The sequence below is a fragment of the Pararhizobium sp. P1_E7 genome, from assembly GCF_056405855.1.
This window is the reverse complement of the sequence record NZ_JBFUBH010000001.1, coordinates 192371-208189: the sequence shown is the minus strand read 5'-3', so window position 1 is coordinate 208189 and position 15819 is coordinate 192371. Positions and strand designations below refer to the sequence as shown.

The window sequence follows — 15819 nt, the reverse complement described above, 5'->3', positions numbered from 1 at the left end:
AAAGTTTGCGCAATGCGCCCGTTCAACAATCAGATCGAACCGCTGCGGCACCAGGAACCTTGGACCACCCCTAACCGATGCAGAAAGCGTGCCAGGCACACAGGAAAAGGGAGACATCGCAAAGGGATGCAAGGGAAAGGGATGAAAGTCCCTCCGTCCGGATGGGAGAACCGGACGGAGGGGTATGCTTCGGCAATGCAGTGAATGATTGTCGAGAAGCGGCCGAAAAGCCGCTTCCGGAATATACTGACCTTGATGAAATCAGGAGCCCTTGCCGCCGCACTTGCCGGTTGCGACGTTGAAGTTGCCGCAGGACATCGGCTTGCGCCAATCGGAGATCAGGTCTTTCGAGTCGGGCAGAAAGTCGGACCATTCGTCGCCGACGACGGCGGGCGTCTGCTGGACGATTTCGAACTGGCCGTCTTCCTGGATTTCACCGATCAGCACCGGTTTGGTAATGTGGTGGTTCGGCATGACGGTGGAATAGCCGCCCGAAAGGTTCGGAACGCTGGTGCCGATGATCGTGTCGAGAACGGCGTCCGTGTCGGTGGTGCCGGCAGCCTCGACAGCCTTCACCCAGGCGTTGAAGCCGATATAGGCGGCTTCCATCGGGTCATTGGTCACGCGCTTGTCGTTCTTGGTAAACGTATGCCACTGCTTGATGAATTCGGCGTTGACCGGAGCATCGACGGACTGGAAGTAGTTCCAGGCAGCCAGATGGCCGACCAGCGGCTTGGTGTCGAGACCGGCAAGTTCTTCTTCGCCAACCGAGAAGGCGACGACCGGAATGTCCGTTGCCTTGATGCCCTTGTTGCCAAGCTCCTTGTAGAAAGGAACGTTGGCATCGCCGTTGATGGTCGAGACGACGGCGGTCTTCTTGCCGGCCGAACCGAATTCCTTGATCTTGGCCACTTCCGTCTGCCAGTCGGAGAAGCCGAACGGCGTGTAGTTGATCAGGATGTCTTCCTTCGGAATACCCTTGGCGATCAGATAGGCTTCGAGGATCTTGTTGGTCGTGCGCGGATAGACATAGTCGGTGCCTTCAAGCACGAAGCGCTCGACGCCTTCCGTGTTCATCAGATAATCGACGGCAGGAATGGCCTGCTGGTTCGGTGCTGCACCGGTATAGAAGATGTTGCGCGAGGATTCCTCACCCTCGTACTGGACCGGATAGAAGAGCAGCGAGTTCAGCTCTTCGAAGACCGGCAGAACCGACTTGCGCGACGACGAGGTCCAGCAACCGAAGACGGCAGCGACCTTGTCGACGGAAATCAGTTCGCGGGCCTTTTCGGCAAACAGCGGCCAGTCAGACGCCGGATCGACGACGACGGCTTCGAGCTTCTTGCCGAGAAGGCCGCCCTTCTTGTTCTGCTCCTCGATGAGCATCAGCATGGCATCCTTGAGCGTGGTCTCGGAAATGGCCATGGTACCGGAAAGCGAATGCAGAACGCCGACCTTGATCGTGTCTTCGGCGGCAAAAACGCCGGAGAATGCGGTCGTGGCAAGCGCGCCAGCCAGGAACGCGCTCATGACATGAGATTTGATTTTCATTGTGAACCCCTCTCGTTCTTTGACGACGGCTCTTGGGAGACCTTTACCGTTCGTAAAGGGACTATCCGCTGGGGTTTTCGAATTCTGTATACGTCAATTGACGTAGAGGGCGGGGCGAAGTGTGCAATGCAGCACACGCATACGCGCATTGACCGGAATGCCCGGTCCTTGCCTGTCCGGCAGCGCGTTCGCCGCCACGTTCCACTTACGGGAAACAAATCTCCCGGTCCCCAATCAATCCACACCTCGCACTTGCAAAAGATCTCCGATCGGACGACATTGCCTAATCATTGATCACCTTCCGCAGAGGAATAGAAATTAGGCATGACAGCCCGCCAGCGCATCATTCCGGTCCGGCGCGAATATAACCGCTGGGTCGCCAACCAGACGCTGGAAGACTACGCGCTTCGCTTCACGGCCAAGAGCGCCCGGCAATTCTCGTCGCAACGCATCTCGCAGACGGCGATCGGGGCAATTTCGTTCCTGGCGCTGGAGGCGATCGGCGGCGCCATCACGCTCTCCTACGGCACTACCAATGCCATCATTGCCATCCTTGCCGCCAGCCTCGTCATGCTCGGTGTCGGCCTGCCGATCAGCCGCTATGCGATCCGCCATGGCGTCGATATCGACCTGCTCACCCGCGGGGCGAGCTTCGGCTATATCGGCTCGACGATCACGTCGCTGATCTATGCCAGCTTCACCTTCATGCTGTTTGCCATCGAGGCCTCAATCATGTCGGCGGCGCTGGAACTGGCGCTCGGCATCCCCGTCTGGATCGGCTATATCGTCAGCGCCGTGATGGTGATCCCGCTGGTGACGCACGGTGTACGGCTGATCAGCAAGTTCCAGTTGATGACGCAGCCATTCTGGATCGTCCTCAACATCCTGCCCTTCGCCTTCATTGCGCTTGCCGACTGGAGCAAGTTCGACCTCTGGCTCGCCTTCCCCGGTGCCCACAAATCAGCCGGGATGCCCGGCTCCATCGCTCCGTTTTCGCTCGTCGAGTTCGGCGCCGCCTCGGCTGTTATCCTGGCCCTGATGGCCCAGATCGGCGAGCAGGTGGATTTCTTGCGGTTCCTGCCGCCGGAGGGCCAGCGCAAGCTCCACCATCGCTTCGCCGTGTTCCTTGCCGGCGCCGGCTGGGTGATCCTTGGCGCACCGAAGCTTTTGGCGGGCTCGTTCCTCGTCGTCCTGTGCCTCAGTGCCGGCGTTCCTGTCGAGGATGCGGCAGACCCGGCGCATATGTACCTGACCGCCTTCGGCTACATGATGCCCTGGCACAATGCAGCACTTCTCCTGATGGCGGCGTTCGTGGTCGTTTCGCAATTGAAGATCAACGTCATGAATGCCTATGCGGGGTCGCTCGCCTGGTCGAATTTCTTCTCGCGCCTCACCCACAGCCATCCCGGCCGCGTCGTCTGGCTGATGTTCAACGTGGCGATCGCGCTTCTGCTGATGGAACTCGGCATCTACAAGCTTCTGGAAGAAACGCTCGGCATCTTCTCGATCATCGCCATGTCCTGGCTCTGCACGATCTCGGCCGATCTCTTCGTCAACAAGCCACTGGGGCTGGCGCCACCCGGTATCGAGTTCAAGCGCGCCCATCTCTACGATATCAACCCGGTCGGCGTCGGCGCGATGGCGGCCTCCGCCCTGGCCGCGCTCACCGCACATTTCGGCCTGTTCGGCGCACTCGCCTCCTCGCTGGCACCCTATATCGCCTTGATCACGGCCTTCATCGTCTCTCCCGCCATCGCCTTAGCGACGAAGGGCAAATATTACCTTGCCCGCAAGCCGCGCCAGAGCTGGAAGAAGCTCTCGACCGTCACCTGCTCGATCTGCGAGCATCCGTTCGAACCGGAGGACATGGCCTGGTGCCCGGCCTATTCTGCGCCCATCTGCTCGCTCTGCTGCTCGCTCGACAGCCGCTGTCACGACATGTGCAAGCCGCATGCGAGCTTCAACTATCAGACCGCCGTCGTCGCCAAGACCCTGTTGCCGCAAAGAGTGACGGAAACACTCTCCACCCGGCTCGGCCGCTACGGCATTGCCGTTGTCCTTTCCGTCGCCGGCATCGGCGTCATCCTGGCAATGATCGCCCACCAGACCGGCACAGCCTCGCCGGAGACCGCCTCGGTGATCAATCGGACGATCGGCATCGTCTTCTTCGTCTTTGCGGTCGTCACCGGCATCGTCTGCTGGTTCTATGTGCTTGCCCATGACAGCCGGCTGGTGGCGGAGGAGGAATCCTCGCGCCAGAACACGCTCCTGCTCAAGGAAATCGCCGCCCACAAGAAGACCGATGCAGCCCTGCAATATGCCAAGGAAACGGCGGAAGCGGCCAACCGCGCCAAGAGCCGCTATGTGGTGGGTCTGAGCCACGAACTGAGGACGCCGCTCAACGCCGTGCTCGGCTACGCCCAGATCCTCGAGCGCGACGAGACCATACCCGCTCCGCGCCAGTCGGCGATCAAGGTGATCAAGCGCAGCGCCGACCATCTGTCGGGTCTGATCGACGGCCTGCTCGACATCTCCAAGATCGAGGCCGGCCGCCTGCAGGTCTATTCCAACGAGATCAACATCCAGGATTTCCTCGACCAGATCGCCGATATGTTCCGCCCGCAAGCACAGGCAAAAGGCCTCGCCTTCGAACATCGACGCGCCGGTGCCCTTCCCCAATATGTCCGCACGGACGAAAAGCGTCTGCGCCAGATCCTCGTCAACCTTCTGTCCAATGCCATCAAATTCACAGACACAGGCGCTATCCGCTTCGATGTCGCCTATCGCAGCCAGGTGGCGACCTTCACCGTCTCCGATACCGGCCGCGGGATTTCGCAAGCCGACCTGCCGCGCATCTTCGAGCCGTTCCAGCGCGGCGAAGCCCAGCATGTCCGCCCGATGCCCGGTCTTGGGCTGGGGCTGACAATCACGCAGCTGCTCACCCAAACGCTCGGCGGCGAGATCGTCGTCGAGAGCGAACGTGACAAAGGCTCGTCCTTCCGCGTCCGGCTGATGTTATCGGCGATTGACAGGCCGACGGCGTCCCTGCCCTCGATCCGCAAGATCGCCGGCTATGCCGGTCCCAGACGGACCATCGTCGTCGTCGATGACAACGAGGATCATCGCGACCTGATGCGCGAGGTGCTGATGCCACTCGATTTCATCGTGCTGACCGCTGCAGGCGGCACGGAATGCCTGACGCTGATCGAGGGCATCCGGCCGGACCTTTTCCTCATCGACATCTCGATGCCCGGCATGAGCGGCTGGCAACTGGCGACCCGGCTGCGCGATCACGAACAGACGGCGCCGATCATCATGCTCTCGGCCAATATCGGCGACGGCACAGCCGCCGACACCCATACCGGCCACAACGATACGCTTGCCAAGCCCTTCGATATCCGCCAGCTGAACGACAAGCTGGCCGTCCATCTGGCGCTCGAATGGATCTACAGCGATACCGCGCAACCGCCGGTCAAAACGAGGATGAAGGCGACGGTGAAGACCCCGGGTGCCGCTCATGTCGAAGAGCTGATCCGCCTTGGCGAGATCGGTTATGTCCGGGGCATCGAGGCCAAGCTCGCCGATCTCGCGCGCCTTGAGGAAAACCAGCCGTTCACCGAGGCGGTCAAGACCTACGTCCAGGCTTTCGACCTTGCCGGCTATGCCAACTTCCTGCAAAACATCAACAAACAGGGGAGACCGGCCGGTGAATGAAACAGTGCATCCGCGCGACATCGTGCTCATCGTGGACGATTCACCGGAAACGCTGGGGTTCCTCACCGATGCGCTGGAGCAATCCGGGTTTTCCGTCCTGATCGCAACGTCCGGAAACGCGGCGATCAACGTCGTGGACCGGATCACGCCCGACGTCATCCTGATGGACGCCGTCATGCCGGGCATGGACGGCTTTGCCACCTGCCGGACCCTGAAGACCAATCCGGCCGTGGCCCAGGTGCCGGTGATTTTCATGACCGGGCTGACGGAAACCGAGCACATCGTCCACGCACTGGAATCGGGCGGCGTCGATTACCTTTCCAAGCCGATCAATATCGATGAGCTGCGCGCCCGTATCCGCGTGCATCTCGCCAATGCGCGCTCGGCGCAAAGCGCGCGTGTCGCACTGGACGCGGCCGGGCGGCATTTGCTCGCCGTGCGCAGCAACGGTACCATCCAGTGGTCGACACCGCAGGCAACCCGGCTGGTCAATGCCGCGACGGGACGCGATGACGGACTGGACACGCTTGCCGTCCACATCCGTCAATGGCAGCAGGAACGCGAGAAACATGGCGTGTCCAGGGACGGCCCGCTGATGATCCACCAGAATGGTCAGCCGGTGCTGCAGCTTGCCTATCTCGGCGCAATCGGCGGGGACGAATTCCTGTTCCGGCTGACCGGCGTCAGCCAGACCAGCGACGACGAAATCCTGCGGCAGAATTTCTCGCTGACGGTGCGCGAGGCACAGGTCCTGCTGTGGATCGCCAAGGGCAAATCCAACCGTGACATCGGCGAAATCCTGGGCCTGAGCGCCCGCACCGTCAACAAGCACCTGGAACAGATCTACGTAAAGCTCGGCGTCGAAAATCGTGCTTCTGCCGCCGTCAAGGCGGCGAACGCGCTGCGCCAGGAATAGCCGTTTATACCAAGTCTCGATGATGGAGACTTGGTATTAAGCGACCTTGTCGGGTGGCTCGCGGCCCTCGAAGAAGGCCGTGATGTTTTCCACGACCTTCATGCCCATGGCAGTGCGCGTTTCTTCGCTGGCACTGCCCAGATGCGGCAGGAGAACGGCATTCTCCAGAGCACGCAACCGCTCGGGAACGTTGGGCTCCGCTTCGAAGACATCCAGCCCGGCGCCACGGATGATACCCGTTTCCAATGCGTGGATCAGCGCCGTCTCATCGACAACGTCGCCACGGGCGGTATTGATGAGATAGGCTGCCGGCTTCATCACCGCCAGACGTTGCGCATTGATCAGATGCCGGTTTTCGCCACCGCCCGGGCAATGCAGCGAAACGAAATCAGCGGCCGCCAGCACGTCCTCGACGGTGTCCAGCTGCCGTGCACCATACCAAGCAGCTTCCGCAGGATCGATCCGCGACCTGTTGTAGAAGACGACGTTCATGTCGAAACCGAAATGACAGCGTTTCGCCATCGCCTTGCCGATCCGGCCAAAGCCGATGATCCCCAGCGTCTTTCCCGTCACCTGGGTGCCGATCATGTGTGTCGGTCGCCAACCGGTCCATTGCCCGGCACGAACTTCGCGTTCCCCCTCGCCGGTGCGGCGCGCAACCGACAACAGCAGCGCCATGGCGATATCGGCGGTGCAATCGGTCAAAACGCCCGGCGTATTGGTGACGGTAATGCCGTAATGCCCGGCCGCCGCGATATCGATATGATTGTAGCCGACACCGAAGTTTCCGAGAATCCTCGTGCGGATATCACCGCCTTCGAACAGCGATGCCGGCAGACGGTCGGACACGGTCGGCAAGACCGCATCGAATGATCGAAGCGCTTCGCTCAGCGCGCCGGCATCCATGGCCACATCCGATGCGTTGAAAGACGCATCGAACTGCGCGGCGAGCACGCGCTCGACCGCATCGGGCCAGCGGCGGGTGACAAGGATACGTGGTTTTTCGGCCATCGGCGTCTCCGAACAATAGTTGCTTGGGCTGACCATTAGAGCGCTTCATCTTTAAACGGAAGCGATTCCGTTGGCTCAAAACGAACGTTCCGCGCGAAGGATAGAGCAGAGCCATGCCGGATCCATCCGTCAAGCCATCCGACACAGTGGAGGGCCATTTAACGCAAAAAGGCCCGGCAAATGCCGGGCCTTTCGCAGTCCAGAAGGACCGGTAAGCAGATCCGGAACGACTATTCGTTCTGGAAGTAGCTGTACTTGCCGTCGTCACCCTTCTTCCAGGTGTACATGACGTAGTCCGGACGGGTGATGTCGCCCTTGTCGTCATAGCCGAACTCGCCGATAACGGTCTTGAACGGACCCTTGCCCTTGATGTTCTCGGCAACAGCCTGCGGGTCGTTGCCGCCGGTTGTCTTGGCAGCTTCTGCGATGACCTGTAGGGCAGCATAGGCGTAGAGCGTGTAGGCTTCAGGCTCGAAACCGGAAGCGCGGAACTTTTCGACCAGTTCCTTTGCAGCCGGGTTCTTGCGCGGATCGGGAGCGAACGTCATCAGCGTGCCATCGACAGCGTCGCCAGCGATCGAAGCAAGTTCGTTCGAGACGATACCGTCGCCGGACATGACAGTGGCCTTCAGGCCCTGATCAGCCATCTGGCGCATGATGAGGCCGGCTTCCGTGTGCAGACCGCCGTAGTAAACCAGCGATACGCCGGCTTCCTTCATCTTGGCGATCAGGGCCGAGAAGTCCTTGTCGCCTGCCGTGATACCTTCGTAGACGACTTCCTTGACGCCGGCTTCGTTCATGGCAGCCTTGGTCAGGTCAGCGAGGCCCTGGCCGTAAGGTGTCTTGTCGTGAACGACGGCAACCTTGGCGTCCTTGAAGTTTGCAGCAATGTAGGCGCCGGCAACGGCACCCTGCTGGTCGTCACGGCCGCAGGTACGGAAGGTGTTCCACAGGCCGCGCTCGGTGAAGACCGGGTTGGTGGACGCAGGAGTGATCTGCAAGATGCCGTTTTCGGCGTAGACTTCCGAAGCCGGGATCGAAACGCCGGAGTTGAAGTGGCCGATAACGAACTTGACGCCGTCGGCAACGAACTTGTTGGCAACGGAAACGCCCTGCTTCGGATCGGAAACGTCGTCGCCGAGCACAACCTTGATCTGCTCGCCATTGATACCGCCGGCGGCATTGATATCAGCTGCGGCCTGTTCGGCACCCTTCTGGAGCTGCGCGCCGAAAGCTGCGTTCGGGCCTGTCAACGGGCCAGCAACACCAACCAGCAGGTCAGCCCATGCAGTGCCGCTGAAAGCGACCATTGCAGTCAGCGCAACAGCTGACAAAAGTGACTTCTTCATCTTGTTACTCCCAAAAAAATTGAGCGGGTGCCTTTTGGAACCAGTCACGATACCCACCATAATCGTGCCGGTGTTCTTATGTCCGCATCAGCGTGCAAGACGCCGTTGCGGGGTTCCCTCTGTCATTTGGCCTTCCACGAAAACGGCGAAACCTTTTCGTAAAGCCAGTAGTAATTGTTGGTCATCTGCTGCGTGCGGTAGTAGCGATAACCAGCCGTAGCAAACAGCAAAAGGACGATCGTGTCCACGACATAGTACTGTAAAGTCAACATGCTGCCGTTGAAAAGCGCGTGATGAATGAAGCGGATCGCCACACCCAGAAGTAGCGTATAGAACACCAGGACCCCATAGCTTTTCCAGCCCTCGGCAGCGCTCTTTCCAGTGCGCCACGCCGTCCAGCCGCCCATCAGGACGGTGATAAGCAGAAAGTGCAGAACCGAGGGTTCTTCGTAGAGAATGCCGTGCATTCCGTTTCTCCCCTTCAAGGCGCCATGCGGGCATCAAGCCGCACGAAAACGCCTTCCATATGCCGAATGTACAAACCGGTCCGCGCCCAAGGAGCTCTCAGCCGCGGTCCGGAATGCATCAATGATGGCCGCCCTCGAGATAGGCGGCGCGCACTTCCGGATTGGCGAGCAATTCCTTGCCGCTGCCGCTCATCGTCACCTTGCCGTTGACCATGACGTAGCCACGGTGCGACAGCTTCAGAGCCGCAAAGGCGTTCTGCTCGACGAGGAAAACGGTCAGGCCTTCCTCTTCATTGAGCTTCTTGATCGCAGCGAAAATGCCCTTGACGATCAGCGGCGCAAGCCCAAGCGATGGCTCGTCGAGAAGCAGCAGTTTCGGACGCGCCATCAGCGCGCGGCCGATGGAAAGCATTTGCTGCTCGCCGCCCGACAGCGTACCGCCGCGCTGGGCCTGACGCTCCTTGAGCCGCGGGAAAAGCGTGAAGATCTTTTCCACGTCCTCGTTGAAATGCTTCAGATTGTCGAGGCTCGCCCCCATCTGAAGATTTTCATAGACGGTCATGCGCGGGAAAATACGCCGGCCTTCCGGAGACTGGGCGATGCGCAGCCGGGCAATTTCATGCGTCGGCAGACGCGTGATGTCCTGACCGTCGAACGTCACCGAACCGGTCTTTGCTTGCGGGCTGCCGCAGATCGTCATCATCAGCGTCGATTTGCCGGCACCGTTGGCGCCGATCATGCAGACAATTTCGCCGCGCTTGACTTCGACCTCGACGCCCGCGAGCGCGCGAATATTGCCGTAATAGGTCTCAACGCTTTTTACATGGAGGAGATTCTCGCTCATCAGTGCGTCTCTCCCGGCGCGATTTCCGCGATTTCTTCGATCACCTCTTCGACCTCATCATCCTCAACACCGAGATAGGCCGCAATAACCTTCGGATCGTGTTTCACATGCTCCGGATTGCCATCGGAAATCTTCTGGCCGTACTCCAGCACCACGACATGGTCGGAAATTTCCATGACAACCGACATGTCGTGCTCGATCAGGAGGATCGACGTGCCGGTATCCTTGCGGATGCTGCGCAACAATTCATTGAGCGCCAGGGATTCACGCGGATTGAGACCGGCGGCCGGTTCATCGAGGCAGAGAAACTCCGGCCCCGTGCACATGGCGCGGGCGATTTCCAGGCGGCGCTGGGCACCGTAGGGAAGGTCGCCGGCCGGATCGTCGGCGCGGTCAGTGAGGTTCGCCTTGTCGAGCCAGTACTTGGCTTGCTCGATCGACTGCCCGACGGCCGCCTTGTAGGTCGGGAAGCCGAGCAGGCCGAGGATCGTATAGCCCGAGGCCAGCATCAGCTTGTTGTGCTGCGCGACAAGCAGGTTTTCCAGCACCGTCAGGCCCGAGAACAACCGGATGTTCTGGAAGGTACGGGCCACCTTGGCGTCGCGGTTGACCTCGAAATCCGACATGCGTTCGAGCAGATATTCCTTGCCCGCTTTCTGCCGCATCGTGATCATGCCCATCGTCGGCTTGTAGAAGCCGGTGATGCAGTTGAAGACCGTCGTCTTGCCGGCGCCGTTCGGGCCGATGAGTGCGGTGATGTCGCCGCGATAGGCTTCGAACGACAGGTCGTTGATGGCCATCAGGCCGCCGAAGCGCATCGACAGATGCTCGACTTTGAGGATTGGATCTTTTGTCATTGTATCTGTCTCGAGGGCCATCAGCCGTGCCCTTCCTTGGTAAAGCTGCCCGATACACTCTTGCGTTCCTTCAGGAAGGCCGTGGGTTCGCGCGAGCCGACAAAGCCGCGTGGTTTCCACACCATGACAATGATCATGGCCAGGCCGAAGATCAGCATGCGGTAGAGTTCCGGGGTGAAGTCAGGTCCGAATACCTGCTTCAGGAAGTCCATTTCACGCAGCAGCTCGGTACCGCCGATCATCACCGTCGCAGCGACGGCAATACCGACCAACGAGCCCATGCCGCCCAGAACCACGATGGCAAGAATGATCGCCGATTCCAGGAAGACGAAGGATTCCGGCGAAACGAACCCTTGGCGAACGGCAAAGAACGAACCTGCAATCCCCCCGAACATCGCACCGGTGGCAAATGCCGTCAGCTTGGTCGTGACCGTGTTGATACCGAGCGAACGGCAGGCAATTTCGTCCTCGCGCAGTGCTTCCCAGGCGCGGCCGATCGGCATGCGGCGCAAGCGGATCGTCACGAAGGCGGTCAGCATGCAAAGCGCCAGGATCAGATAGAAGAGGAAGATCTTGTAATAGGCCGAAGACATCGGCAGGCCGAATGCCTTGGCGAAATTGTTCGAGGCGCCGACGTCAAAGGACCAGATGCCGAAGATACTCGCCTTGGCGATACCCGAAATACCAAAGGTGCCCTTGGTAACCGCAGTCCAGTTAATCAGAACCAGGCGGATGATTTCCCCGAAAGCGAGCGTCACGATCGCCAGGTAGTCGCCCTTGAGCCGCAGCACCGGAAAACCGAGGATCGTGCCCCAGAGAGCGGCCAGGATACCGGCCATCGGCAACAACAGCCAGAAGGACAGGCCGAAATAGGACGACAGCAGCGCGTAGGAATAGGCCCCAACCGCGTAGAAGGCCACGTAACCGAGATCGAGAAGACCGGCGAGGCCGACGACGATGTTCAAACCCCAGGCCAGCAATACATAGATGAGGATCTGGATACCGAAGTTATCGACCCACTTCAACGAGCCCTGGAAACCGAACAACCCCACCATGACCAGCGGATAGACCACCAGGGCAGCGATGGCCAGCAGGCTGAAATTGCGCCGGACGAAGCCCGCCTCCTGCGCCGTTGCCGGAGCGGCGGCCTTTGATGCCTTGCGTTCGGCAAGATAGGGACGGAAGTAGGCGACGGAAAGGAAACGTCCGACCATTGCGATGACGACGAAGATTGCGAGCAATCCCCAGCGCTGCACGAGGACCAGCTCGTTCAGGATGTTCTGGTCGGTCTTCAGGCCGACGAAGAGCACGAAGAGACCGAGCGCAACGAGGCCAGCATAAAAAGCCTCGCGCAGAGCCCGCACCGTCAGATTGCTGCCGGCGCTCTCAGGAGTGTTGGTAATGTTTGCCATGAAATTATACCTTCTCGACTTCCGGCCGACCCAGAATACCAGATGGCTTGAAAATCAGCACGATGGCGAGGATCGAGAATGTCGCGACATCCTTGTAGTCGATGGTGAAATAGGCGGACCACAGCGACTCGATGAGCCCGATCATCAGACCGCCCAGCACGGCACCCGGCAGCGAGCCGATGCCACCCAGAACGGCGGCCGTGAAAGCCTTGACGCCCGGCGTAAAGCCGTCGGTGAAAACGATGACGCCGTAATACATCAGGTACATGGTACCGGCGACGGCAGCCAGCGCCGCGCCCATGACGAAGGTGATAGAGATCGTCTTGTCGACGTCGATACCCAGCAGCGCCGCCATCTTGCGGTCCTGCTCGGTGGCGCGCTGTGCGCGTCCAAGCGGCGTATGATTGACGATATACCAGAAGATCGTCAGCAGAACCGCTGTAACCACAACGATGATGATCTGCTTCAGGGAAATCGAGATGCCGAAAACATCGTAGACCGACGACACCAGCGGCGGCACCGGCTTGTTGCGCGGGCCCTGCGTCACCTGAATGAAGTTCGACAGCGCAATGGACATGCCGATCGCGGTGATCAGCGGCGCCAGACGAAAGGAACCGCGCAAGGGGCGGTAGGCCATTTTTTCAATGACCCAGTTCCACAGTCCGGTCATCAGCATCGCCACGATGATCATGACGAACAGCGCAAGCGCGATCGGAATTCCACCGAACAGCCCAACAAGAACCAGGTAAACGATGAGCGCTGCAAAACCGCCAAGCATGAATATATCGCCGTGGGCGAAGTTTACCATGCCGATAATGCCGTAAACCATTGTATAGCCAATGGCAATCAAACCGTAAATCGAGCCAAGAGTCAGCCCATTGACGAGCTGCTGGACAAAATACTCCATCAATATCCCCCGGGTCTGATCCTAGTAGGCCAGACCTCTTCTTTTCGTGGCTCTTTCTGAGCCTTTTCGATAGGGGATTCCATAATGCTTTCGAACCAAAAGTGAAGCGTAAAATGATGCTTTCCCGAAATTCTTTCCCAATTTGGTGATATTGACGCTTAAACAGCCAAAAAATCAAAAATGTAGCAGTTTGAGGCATGTTTTCGAGCATCAAACCGTGATTCCTACGGCCATCCGCACAAACAGGCCGGCCGGCACAAACAGCGCCAGCAGGCCTTTGTAATAGTTGCCAAACCTGTCAGGATCGCATGCGCGAACCATTGGCATCGAAAAGCGGTTGCGCCTGCAAACGGGCGGGCAGCATTTCGCCAAGCAACTCAACTTGCCACCCATCGGCTTCGTCCGCAACCTCCTTCGGTACGTAGCCGATGGCGACGGAAACGCCGGATGTGTGGGCATAACCGCCGGATGTCACCCAGCCACAGACCTTGCCATTCAGGGAAATCGGCTCGTCGCCGATGACATCGGCGTCTTTGGCTTCGATGACGAAGGTTCGCAGGCGTAGCGTACCGCCTTGCGCCTTTTCCTTCGCCGCCGCTTGCTTGCCGATGAAATCCGCATCCTTCTTCAAGGCAACGAATCGCCCGAGCCCGGCTTCGAACGGACCGTAGAGCGGCCGGTACTCGCGCGACCAGCTGCCGAAGGATTTTTCGACACGAAGCGCGTTGAGCGCACGCAAGCCGAACGGCTTGATATTGAACCCGGCGCCGGCCTCCATGATCAGGTCATAGAGGTAGCGCTGATATTCCGGCTTCATCCAGATCTCGTAGCCGAGATCGCCGGTATAGCTGACGCGACCGACGGTCGCCGGCGCCATGCCGAGATCCATGCGGCGGATATCCATGAACGGGAAAGCCTCGTCGGACATATCGAGATGCGTCAGCTTGGCAATCAGCGCGCGCGAATTCGGCCCGGCAATCGACAGACCGACCAGCTGCAGGTTCAGCGCCGTCAGCATGACCGAGCCGTCCTTGGGCAAATGGCTCTCGAACCAACGCATATGGTAGTCTTCGGCGATGCCGGAGCCGATGAGCAGGAAATCCCCTTCTCCAAGCTTTGCCAGCGTGAAATCGCCGATCAGCTTGCCGTCGTCCTTCAACATCGGGGCGAGCGACATGCGGCCCTTGGCCGGAATGCGGCAGGTCAGCATCCGGTCGAGCCAGGCCTCTGCCCCCTTGCCGGTGATCGCATATTTGGCGAAGCCGGACGTCTCCATCAGACCGACGCTGTCGCGCACGGCCTTGGCTTCGGCACCGACGACGTCGAAATCGTTGGAACGGCGCCAGGAGAATTTGTCTTCCTCGCCCTTCGGGGCAAACCAGAGCGGTGATTCGAGCCCGTAGGAAGCACCGAAGACGGCACCCGCATCCTTCAGTCTGTCGTAGATCGGCGTGGTCAGGAACGGACGGGCGCCCGGCAGTTCCTCGTTCGGATAGCGGATCGAGAAGCGGCGGGAATAGTTTTCGCGGACCTTGGCGTTGGTGAAGCCGAGCGTGGCGAAATCGCCGTAGCGCGACACGTCCATCGCGAATACGTCAAAACCCGGATCGCCGTAGATGATCCAGTTGGCTAGCGCCAGGCCAACGCCGCCGCCCTGGCTGAACCCGGCCATGACGGCACAGGCCGACCAGTAGTTGGTGAGCCCACGCACCGGACCGACCAGCGGATTGCCGTCCGGCGAGAAGGTGAAGGGTCCGTTGATGATCTTCTTGATGCCGGCATTGTTGAAGGCCGGGAAATGGCGGAAGCCGACTTCGAGTTCCGGTGTGATACGCTCGATATCCTCGGCCAGCAGCTCATGGCCGAAATCCCACGGCGTGGTGACCGGCGACCACGGGCGACAGGCCTTTTCGTAGGTGCCCATCAGCATGCCGTTGCGTTCCTGGCGCAGATAGATCTCGCCGTCGAAATCGACGCAGTGCATCAGTTCCTTGCCGCGCGTCTGGTTGAACTCGATAACCTCGGGCATATCCTCGGTGATGAGGTACATGTGCTCCATCGCCAGCACCGGCAGCTCGAGGCCGGTCATGCGGCCGACTTCGCGGGCCCAGAGACCGGCGGCATTGACGACATGCTCGGCGACGATCTCGCCCTTGTTGGTGATGACCCGCCAGGAACCATCTTCCCGTTGGACGAGGTCTTCCACCTTGGTGTGCAGATAGATGTCGGCGCCATTCTTCTTGGCGGATTTCGCATAGGCATGCGTGGTGCCGTAGGGATCAAGATGCCCTTCGACCGGGTCGAAGACAGCACCGACGAACTGCGACGGGTCGAGAAGCGGCATCAGCTCATGTGCTTCCTTGGGCGTCAAAAGCTCGGCTTCCAGACCCATGTAGCGGCCCTTGGCGAGGATCGACTTCATCCAGTCGAACCGCTCCTTGGTCGCAGCCAGCATCATGCCGGAGGTCATGTGCAGACCGATGTCCTGGCCGGAATAGTCCTGGATTTCCTTGTAGAGCTCGACCGTATATTTCTGCAGCTTGGCGACGTTCGGGTCGCCATTGATCGTGTGCATGCCGCCGGCCGCGTGCCACGTCGAACCGGACGTGAGCTCCGAACGCTCCAGAAGAACGACATCGGTCCAGCCGAATTTCGTCAGGTGATAAAGGATCGAACAACCGACGACGCCGCCGCCGATAACGACGACCCTGGCATGGCTTTTCATGGATATTCTCCGGTTTCGGGATTGCCCCGCGAAAGAGCGTTCCCGGTCGATGAAGCAAACTCTTGG

The 15819-nt window shown here is 59.7% G+C and carries 11 protein-coding genes; 2 read left to right on the top strand and 9 right to left on the bottom strand.

Translation table 11 applies throughout. The features are described from left to right. Positions 1–261 precede the first annotated feature (261 nt). Positions 262–1551, bottom strand: coding sequence for an urea ABC transporter substrate-binding protein (urtA, locus tag AC1D17_RS00900; RefSeq protein WP_477563554.1), 1290 nt, complete (start codon positions 1549–1551; stop codon positions 262–264). A gap of 324 nt (positions 1552–1875) precedes the next feature. Here urtA and AC1D17_RS00895 point away from each other — a divergent pair, with 324 nt between their 5' ends. Together AC1D17_RS00895 and AC1D17_RS00890 are read left to right on the top strand one after the other, a co-directional pair. Then, entirely contained in the window at positions 1876–5265 is a 3390-nt protein-coding gene (locus tag AC1D17_RS00895) for a hybrid sensor histidine kinase/response regulator (RefSeq protein ID WP_477563553.1), read from the top strand. Then, positions 5258–6181 (top strand): response regulator, encoded by a 924-nt coding sequence (locus tag AC1D17_RS00890; protein WP_477563552.1) that lies wholly within the window; start codon positions 5258–5260, stop codon positions 6179–6181. The genes AC1D17_RS00895 and AC1D17_RS00890 overlap by 8 nt, the downstream gene beginning before the upstream one ends. Before the next feature lie 36 nt (positions 6182–6217). Here AC1D17_RS00890 and AC1D17_RS00885 read toward each other — a convergent pair whose 3' ends face one another. The 8 genes from AC1D17_RS00885 to AC1D17_RS00850 form a co-directional block, all read right to left on the bottom strand. Continuing rightward, positions 6218–7192, bottom strand: coding sequence for a 2-hydroxyacid dehydrogenase (locus AC1D17_RS00885; RefSeq protein WP_477563551.1), 975 nt, complete (start codon positions 7190–7192; stop codon positions 6218–6220). A gap of 230 nt (positions 7193–7422) precedes the next feature. Further along, complete coding sequence (locus AC1D17_RS00880) at positions 7423–8541, bottom strand: branched-chain amino acid ABC transporter substrate-binding protein (protein WP_477563550.1); 1119 nt, start codon at positions 8539–8541, stop codon at positions 7423–7425. Between the two features lie 122 nt (positions 8542–8663). Further along, the gene (locus AC1D17_RS00875) at positions 8664–9008 is read right to left on the bottom strand and encodes a DUF6867 family protein (RefSeq protein ID WP_477563549.1); all 345 of its coding nucleotides are present in this window, start codon (positions 9006–9008) and stop codon (positions 8664–8666) included. A 118-nt stretch (positions 9009–9126) separates the two neighbouring features. Next, a complete protein-coding gene (locus AC1D17_RS00870; RefSeq protein ID WP_477563548.1) occupies positions 9127–9852 on the bottom strand; it encodes an ABC transporter ATP-binding protein in 726 nt (241 codons plus the stop codon). Continuing rightward, positions 9852–10730, bottom strand: a complete 879-nt coding sequence (locus AC1D17_RS00865) for an ABC transporter ATP-binding protein (RefSeq protein ID WP_477563547.1) — start codon at positions 10728–10730, stop codon at positions 9852–9854. Before AC1D17_RS00865 ends, AC1D17_RS00870 begins: the two co-directional genes overlap by 1 nt. Then, positions 10730–12121: a high-affinity branched-chain amino acid ABC transporter permease LivM gene (gene livM, locus AC1D17_RS00860; protein ID WP_477563546.1), complete on the bottom strand. Its 1392-nt coding sequence runs from the start codon at positions 12119–12121 to the stop codon at positions 10730–10732. The genes AC1D17_RS00865 and livM overlap by 1 nt, the downstream gene beginning before the upstream one ends. A gap of 4 nt (positions 12122–12125) precedes the next feature. Beyond that, entirely contained in the window at positions 12126–13028 is a 903-nt protein-coding gene (locus AC1D17_RS00855; protein WP_477563545.1) for a branched-chain amino acid ABC transporter permease, read from the bottom strand. Between the two features lie 298 nt (positions 13029–13326). Next, positions 13327–15753, bottom strand: coding sequence for a GcvT family protein (locus AC1D17_RS00850; protein ID WP_477563544.1), 2427 nt, complete (start codon positions 15751–15753; stop codon positions 13327–13329). Positions 15754–15819: the final 66 nt, after the last annotated feature.